Below are 6,933 nucleotides of genomic sequence, written 5' to 3'. Positions count from 1 at the left end.
GTAGACCCCACGGCATTAGAGCGAAGCGATAATGCGTAAGTGGGCATTGCTTTATTTTTTATCGCCATAAATGGCTCAAAAATAACGGCAATGTATAAGGCTTGCCTTTATTAATTAATACTAAATATATGAATGACTGTAAAACAAACCGCCGAATTAAGCGGCGCTATCTGGATGGGCGGGCGAAGTATTCCGCAATATTAACCCGACTGGGTTTTGATGGCGTCCGTAGGACAAAAAGAATGTTAATTTATCCCGCCGTAAGGCGGGAAAACACTAAAATATAAAAAGCAGTTAAAAATAAGGATGACTTCCCTGTTATATAATGAACAGGTGAAGATCATAAGCTAGGGTGGAAAACCTAAAGGTGAAATGAAAATCACTAAAAAACAAAAATAAGTAACGCGGAGAGTATTAGGTATTTTAGTTAGTAATTGCTATCACTTGTGTTGCATAAATTACAAAGTGCGCGATTTAGGTATTTGTTGACTGGAAATCGTAAGGATATGGCCTAAACTTAGTCTGCATCATTTCTTAGAGCAGTTTGATGCATTAGGAATGATGATCATTTTATTAATTACATACAGCAATTATAATGAGGATATAATGTCCGAACATCAAGTGTTATGTATCAATAAAAGCAATCGCCAGAGTGCTCATGAAAGGATAACTCATATTGGTGGTAAGAATGCTGATGGCACCAGATGGAAGCTCACACAGCAAGAGGCTATAAGCGGAATAGAATCTGGGAAATGGAGATTTTATGTTAATGCAGGAGGGCATTCAGTGTGGGTGATTGTTGCTGTCAGTGCTTCTGGTAACAAATACTTGAAAACTCAAAATGATGGTGAACAGCCTAACAATCTTTTGAGTCTTCCTGAGTGCGCATAAGTGTTGAAGAAAGGGCCAATTGGCCCTTTCTTACTATTTACTGCGCTTACCATGATCACTTCTTAATGTAGTTAGTTATAGAGATAATTTCAATGTCAATTAAAAGACTTGGAAATATATTATTAAAATAACCCCCTATACTATTGATTAATTTATTAATTATGCTAATTGGTGTTAAGGAAATAAAGACAAGGAGGTTTTATGTATAAAAATAACGATGAAGCCATCGATCTTGAAGCAAAACGATTACTTGATAATGGAATTTATACCGATCTGGAAAAAGCGTATAGAGAAGCAGAAAAGATAATCACAGAAGTAAGAGTTGAGTTTAAAAAGAAACAGGAAAAGAAACAGTTCCGTTCCCGGATTAAATCAATCAAACGAGCACTTTCAGATGATGAGTTCAGAAGTAATATTCCTTACAATCATAGGCATCAATGGAGAAAAGAATGAATGATGATGAAATAAAAAACACCTATCTGACTGGCAATGTTTTTCAGAATGATAGAAACAGGCCGGAAATTAAGAAAACACTTGAGCAGAAAATTGCTGGAGCGCAAAATAAATTAAATTACCTTAAAGCCAAAGAAAAAAGAGATAGCAAAAAAGAAAACACACGACAAAAAATAATTCTTGGTGCAGAGGTTGCCAAGGTTTTAAACTGTGATATAAGTGAGGTAGATAAGCAATTACTCTTTGGCTTGTTGTTAGAAGTTCCATCCCTTCATACGCACGATATCGAAAGGTATAAAGTAAATGGACAAATCTACATTGAAAGAGTTCTCAAGAAGTTCAGGCCATAAAGTCATTTCACGTCCGAACAGCTCCCCAGCCTAAAACTTGTTTTAGGCTGGGGAGCTGTTGAGCAAGCCCCAGAGGGCGCGGTAGCCATTTTTATTACCATCAGTCGCAGCAAATAACAACTCTTCCTCAAATGGCAAAATCTTCCAGAACCTTACCGCTTTCCAGTGCAGCTGCAATCACTTTTGGTGTACGTCCCAGCCCTGTCCATGTTTTCTCGTTGCCATTTTCATCAGTGTATTTGTATTTAGCCGGGCGAGCTGGCCGAACAGCAGAAGGGCGTGAAGATTTAACATTACCCAGCAGCTCAGACGGGTCAATGCCATCTTCAAGCATCTGTGCACGGAGGGCTTCGATTTTTCCCTGACGTTCAGCATGTTGGCGTCTGTCATGAACAAGATCCGTGAACTTTGATAGGATCTCTTCCAGTGTAGCCAAATCTTTTTCTCGTGCCTGAGCGCGAAGGATACGTATGTTATTGAGCGCTTTAATAACGTCAATCATTATCTTTTATCCTGAATGTTTAAAACCCTTATAAGGATAGCAGAACACGGACAGGAACAGATAAAATCTAATCTCCATTATATCCTGTTGTTGATTTTTATATATTATATATCAAGTAGTATTGACCTCTTTTTTATTTTTGGTAATTGATTAGTACGTGAAATAAAAAGGACGATGAAAATGAAAAAACAAAATAGAAAAGGGTTCTCCTTGTTAGAACTCGTATTGGTGCTGGGTGTGGGTAGCATGATGGCATTCATGCGTTTTCAGGATATGAAAAAAGAACAGGAAACGATGACGGCTAACGCTGTTGGTCAGCAAATGAAGCAGATAGGGGAGGCGGTAAACGGGTATATTAATATCCGATATGACAAACTTTCTACTCTGACTTCAAGCAGCAGCCAGTCAAGCGATCCGGGTCCCCGTGTCTGTAATGCTTCAGGCTGTGAAATCACATACCAGACACTGGTTAATGAAGGGTTATTACCTGCGTCATACACCGGGATTAATGCGCAAAAATCTTCATATAAAATTATATTAAAACGTTCAGGAATATCACCTAACTATGTAGTTAATGGTCTTATTACAACGACTTTGCCTTGGATGGAAGGGGATAAGTATCGTTACGATTTATTGGGTCGAGCGATGCAAGCGGCAGGTATTGATAGTGGTATGACGCAATCAGCAACGTTAGCATCAGGTTTACAGGGTTCATGGAAAGAGGCATCTACAGATTACAGTAATATCACAAGTGCTGGATTGATGGCCTATCGCGTAGGATATGATTCCACCATGTATTCTGTTTATCTTCGTCGTGATGGCACATTGCCGATGACGGGGGATCTTAATATGGGAGGTAAAAGCATCAAGAATGTCCAAGATATAACTGCTGTAGGAACTGCGACTGCTAATGTTCTGAATTCCACAGGAGATACAGTTGTCGGTGCACATATCCGTGTTGGCGGTAGTGCTCAGGTCAATGGTTCAATAAATGCTAATAACACTGTTTCAGCCGAAAATATCCAATCTAGAGGCGAGACATACACGCAGAACTGGTTCAGAACATTAGGTGATGGAGGTATATACTTTCAGAAATGGGGTGGTGGTTGGAATATGACTGATGCAAATACTATTACCGCATATAATGGTAAAAATGTTAAAACTACCGGAGGGGTACTTAGTGGATATGTGAAGGTAAGTGGAAATATAGAGGCTACCGGAAATATTCATTCAGATAAAACTATCGACGCAAACTATTTTTTACCTAACTCGACTGAGGTTGTAGGAACAGCCTGTCCTACCCAAGGATTAATCAGTAAGGAATCCACAGGGGCTATTATTTCCTGTCAGGATGGGATTTGGCGAAGAATAAATTATGCAGCAGATGCTCCAAAACCGCTAAAAATAATTTTATCTTGTCATGCAGGAAACAACTCCAGCAATAGTTGTAGGAAAGACGTTTATACTGATTTGACTTTCTGGCGAGATGGTATTACACGCTCTGAAATAAAATTAGTTAGCGAAAGGATAACCCGTTGGTGGGGAGATGGATGTGGGAGCTGCTACCCCGGAAGTTTCACATATTCAAATGGAGTGATCCAGATGTCAGTAAATCAGGCATTTGTTGAAAGAGAATTTACATTGTCATGGTGATAAATGAAATTATATATAGCAGGCCTATTATGAGGTAGAACTGAGTTTGGAGCATCATTGCTGTAAATGATTGTATGTCACATAGCGAAAATCAAGACACTTCCACAGCACAATATTCAGGATTTCTTTGTATCAATTTCAAAAAAGGCATAAATTAATTCTGATTCTGAACAATAATTCTTTCCAGTTCCTGCCAAATATTATCGAACAGATCCCATTATGAAACATACTGGGGCTAAGACAGAAAACCTGTTTCATATGCTGATTTTTATTTGGGATATGTGTAAACTGATAAGGAAGCATAGTGTTAGACTCTTTAAAGATGAATCTGGGAGAGACAACTATGCCATCTGATATGTTAAAATTACATAAAACCTAGACATCGTAGTTGACTTCAAGGTGAATGAAATGGATAAAGAATTACTGAAAGAGCAAGAGCGCTTCTATGAGTTCATAAAAAACTATGAATTTATAAATAATAGTGGAAGGCTAGATCTTGAAGCTTTTTGTGTGAATTTATCTATGTGTTTTAATTGTGATGGTGTCTTAGAACAATCACCTCACCCTGATAGTGTGTATGAACTTCTTATATATCTGCTTTCAAATTATGCAACGAAAGATGAAATGGATTTATGGGTTCAGACCCAAAAAATAATTGATTGGAAACCGGGTCACGCATACATGTATCCTAATAAGTACAGAACCTGTATTCACGTTGCCGGAATGGTTCCTGTTCTACACCACTGGATCTATAATATCGGACATACTCTAATGGAAATACCAGAACCAGATAAGACCGGTAAGTATTTCGAATGGGTAAGTCGTGATTGGACCTTCGTATTTACATTTATAAATGGTCTTCATGAGTTCTTTTACAACTATCTGAAGGCTTTTGATAAAAATATATCGAGAAAATCAGGGTGTTCTCTGTTTGAGAGTCTTCATCTCGCGAGCAATAATGATGTAAATTTTGACGATGCGGCGGAGATGGTAAAAAAGAGAAATGATGCTCAAGGAAAAGCTTTGGCTAGAATAGAGAAATCAATATTATCAGGCTTCTATCTTGAAGCAATTGTCTTATCAGAGTGTGTAATTAGCAATATTCTATACAATTATTTAGAAGCTAAAGACACAAAGCTACAAAGCCATAGCTTGAATAAATTGATTAAACTTATGCGAGATAAATATGAAGGGGATGTGGAATTACTAAACGAACTGGATAGATGGAGAGTTCAAAGGAATAAAGCAGTTCATGGATTTGTTGAGTCATCAATTGAAGAGATGGGTATCAATCAAGAGCAATTTCTTGAATTCTCCAAGTCTGCATCAGAAAAGGGACTTGAACTTTGCAAAATGACTTTTGACTGGTATTTAAGTTGTGCGGTTAACTTCATTGAAACAAAATTTGTTCCGTAGGTTAAATCGTTGTAAATATGCTGTCTATACATGCTGGCGTTCGCAAGTATATTCATTCTGATGATGGAAGAGTATAGGCTGATGGCAACAATCCAATTTTATCGATTTTGGCGATCGTTCAGGCGGTCACCTTTAATATGATGGTGACCGCACAGGTTTTTTTTACCGGGTCCTACTGCGAAATAATATTAAGCTATGTAAAAGACATCTCAAATTTATATTGAAATATTATTTGTTAGTTTTTTTGATAATTCATCAATCGAAATCATTGGCGATGTTTTATGTATGATTCTATGGCAATTTGAACATACTATTGCAAGGTCTGATAACTTAGTGATAATAACACCGTCTGATTTATGTAATGGTATTAAGTGATGTACTTCGCAAAAACCATACCCATTTTCGCCATAAAATTCGAAAAAATCGAAGCTACATACTTCACATTTCAAATGACCTTTTTCTTTTAGTGTAATTCGTTTTTTTTCCTTAACAATTTTTGAGTTTCTTTCTCTTTGTATATGTGCTCTAAGTCTCGGATTGCCTTCGGCACCCATGGCTTCTTGGTCTACATCTGGTATTTGAGTGTTTTTGTCAAAATTAGCAATAAGATTTTTTACTTTAGTGACATGTTCACCACTTTCTGGAGTGTTGGCATACCAAACATTACTTTGTCCAATTCCACCTTTCACTGCTCTAGGGATCATTAAACTTCTATTATCCGAGGGTAATAAAAAAGCATCCTCCCACAGCGCTTTTATTCTAAAAGTAGTTATGCCATTATCTCTATGTTTTGATGAAGGATATATTAAATCTTGTGGCTCACGGAATACTGTCGCATTTTTATACCAACCAACAACGGCAGTACCACCAGACTCAGGACCAGCTAGCCAAACAACAGTTATACCATCAATTTTCTCAGCCTTCCTGCTGGCTCCTAATTTTTCTATTTTTATCTGGCCTGTTGGTTGTACATATCCATATACATATCCATCAGAATTCGTAAAGTTGCAAACTTCATGGCCTATGGCTGTTTTATTGTAGGACCCACCTCGCTCGATTGAATCCCCGTCAATTCCATCATATTTGTTCATCCATCCAATGTTGCAAAATAGGATTGTCATGTTCTATTCCTTGTTTCTTGATAATATGAGCACATAAGAAAATTTTTTCAGGAACCCATTTTACGGAGGGTGTTGTTGATGATTTTTTCAGATTGACTTACAGTAATCGAAGATAAATTTATTCATCCTGCTGTTTCCATTAAATTTCTGGACGTCTGTTAGCTACACAATACCCCGCCCAATCATCCATCAACGCCACACGCTTAGGCCATAACGTTCCGCGCTGATAAGCGGCCTCTGCTTTATCAGCCAGTTGATGGGCCAGTGCGTGTTCAATAACTTCACGTTGATGATCTGTAGTTTCACCAGCCCAGTCACGAAATGTTGATCGGAAACCGTGCTGTGTTAAACCACTATGGCCCATTCGTTTCAGTACTGCCAGCAAAGACATATCAGATAGCTGTCCACCACGAGGGGCAGGGAATACAAGATTATTGTCCTTGAAACGTGGTAAAGCCTTTAACAGGGCTACTGCAGCGTCAGACAGCGGTACACGATGTTCTTTCCCGGCTTTCATCCTGTTGCCGGGAAAGAACATCGTGTACCG

Annotated in this window: 8 protein-coding genes; 5 read left to right on the top strand and 3 right to left on the bottom strand. The window is 38.1% G+C overall.

Features of this window, described 5'->3' with window-relative positions; all coding sequences use genetic code 11:
- Positions 1-606: 606 nt before the first annotated feature.
- From KHQ28_RS28025 to KHQ28_RS28015, 3 genes are all read left to right on the top strand, one after another.
- Entirely contained in the window at positions 607-891 is a 285-nt protein-coding gene (locus KHQ28_RS28025; protein WP_032667201.1) for a DUF3892 domain-containing protein, read from the top strand.
- Between the two features lie 201 nt (positions 892-1,092).
- Positions 1,093-1,344, top strand: a complete 252-nt coding sequence (locus tag KHQ28_RS28020; protein WP_023302090.1) for a hypothetical protein — start codon at positions 1,093-1,095, stop codon at positions 1,342-1,344.
- Positions 1,341-1,694 (top strand): conjugal transfer protein TraD, encoded by a 354-nt coding sequence (locus KHQ28_RS28015; RefSeq protein ID WP_023302089.1) that lies wholly within the window; start codon positions 1,341-1,343, stop codon positions 1,692-1,694. Before KHQ28_RS28020 ends, KHQ28_RS28015 begins: the two co-directional genes overlap by 4 nt.
- A 127-nt stretch (positions 1,695-1,821) precedes the next feature.
- On the opposite strand, the gene KHQ28_RS28010 is transcribed toward KHQ28_RS28015, so the two are convergent.
- Entirely contained in the window at positions 1,822-2,196 is a 375-nt protein-coding gene (locus tag KHQ28_RS28010; protein ID WP_023302088.1) for an H-NS family nucleoid-associated regulatory protein, read from the bottom strand.
- Between the two features lie 180 nt (positions 2,197-2,376).
- Between KHQ28_RS28010 and pilV the strand changes: the two genes are divergently transcribed.
- A complete protein-coding gene (pilV, locus tag KHQ28_RS28005; RefSeq protein ID WP_023302087.1) occupies positions 2,377-3,849 on the top strand; it encodes a shufflon system plasmid conjugative transfer pilus tip adhesin PilV in 1,473 nt (490 codons plus the stop codon).
- 408 nt (positions 3,850-4,257) lie between these two features.
- Entirely contained in the window at positions 4,258-5,265 is a 1,008-nt protein-coding gene (locus tag KHQ28_RS28000) for a hypothetical protein (RefSeq protein ID WP_023302086.1), read from the top strand.
- A 215-nt stretch (positions 5,266-5,480) separates the two neighbouring features.
- On the opposite strand, the gene KHQ28_RS27995 is transcribed toward KHQ28_RS28000, so the two are convergent.
- Positions 5,481-6,386: an HNH endonuclease gene (locus tag KHQ28_RS27995; protein WP_023302085.1), complete on the bottom strand. Its 906-nt coding sequence runs from the start codon at positions 6,384-6,386 to the stop codon at positions 5,481-5,483.
- A gap of 139 nt (positions 6,387-6,525) precedes the next feature.
- The coding region (locus KHQ28_RS27990) for a tyrosine-type recombinase/integrase (protein WP_369123044.1) at positions 6,526-6,933 on the bottom strand (408 nt) is incomplete at its 5' end.

The organism is Klebsiella sp. 28 (assembly GCF_018223905.1).
GTDB classification, from domain to species: domain Bacteria; phylum Pseudomonadota; class Gammaproteobacteria; order Enterobacterales; family Enterobacteriaceae; genus Klebsiella; species Klebsiella pneumoniae.
This window is presented reverse-complemented; position numbering and strand designations above follow the sequence as displayed.

Bases quoted from the DNA above. Each gene is read 5' to 3' on its own strand.
- KHQ28_RS28020 (WP_023302090.1), top strand. From the start codon at position 1,093: ATGTATAAAAATAACGATGAAGCCATCGATCTTGAAGCAAAACGATTA.
- KHQ28_RS28000 (WP_023302086.1), top strand. From the start codon at position 4,258: ATGGATAAAGAATTACTGAAAGAGCAAGAGCGCTTCTATGAGTTCATA.
- KHQ28_RS28010 (WP_023302088.1), bottom strand. From the start codon at position 2,196: ATGATTGACGTTATTAAAGCGCTCAATAACATACGTATCCTTCGCGCT.
- KHQ28_RS28025 (WP_032667201.1), top strand. From the start codon at position 607: ATGTCCGAACATCAAGTGTTATGTATCAATAAAAGCAATCGCCAGAGT.
- KHQ28_RS27995 (WP_023302085.1), bottom strand. From the start codon at position 6,386: ATGACAATCCTATTTTGCAACATTGGATGGATGAACAAATATGATGGA.
- pilV (WP_023302087.1), top strand. From the start codon at position 2,377: ATGAAAAAACAAAATAGAAAAGGGTTCTCCTTGTTAGAACTCGTATTG.
- KHQ28_RS28015 (WP_023302089.1), top strand. From the start codon at position 1,341: ATGAATGATGATGAAATAAAAAACACCTATCTGACTGGCAATGTTTTT.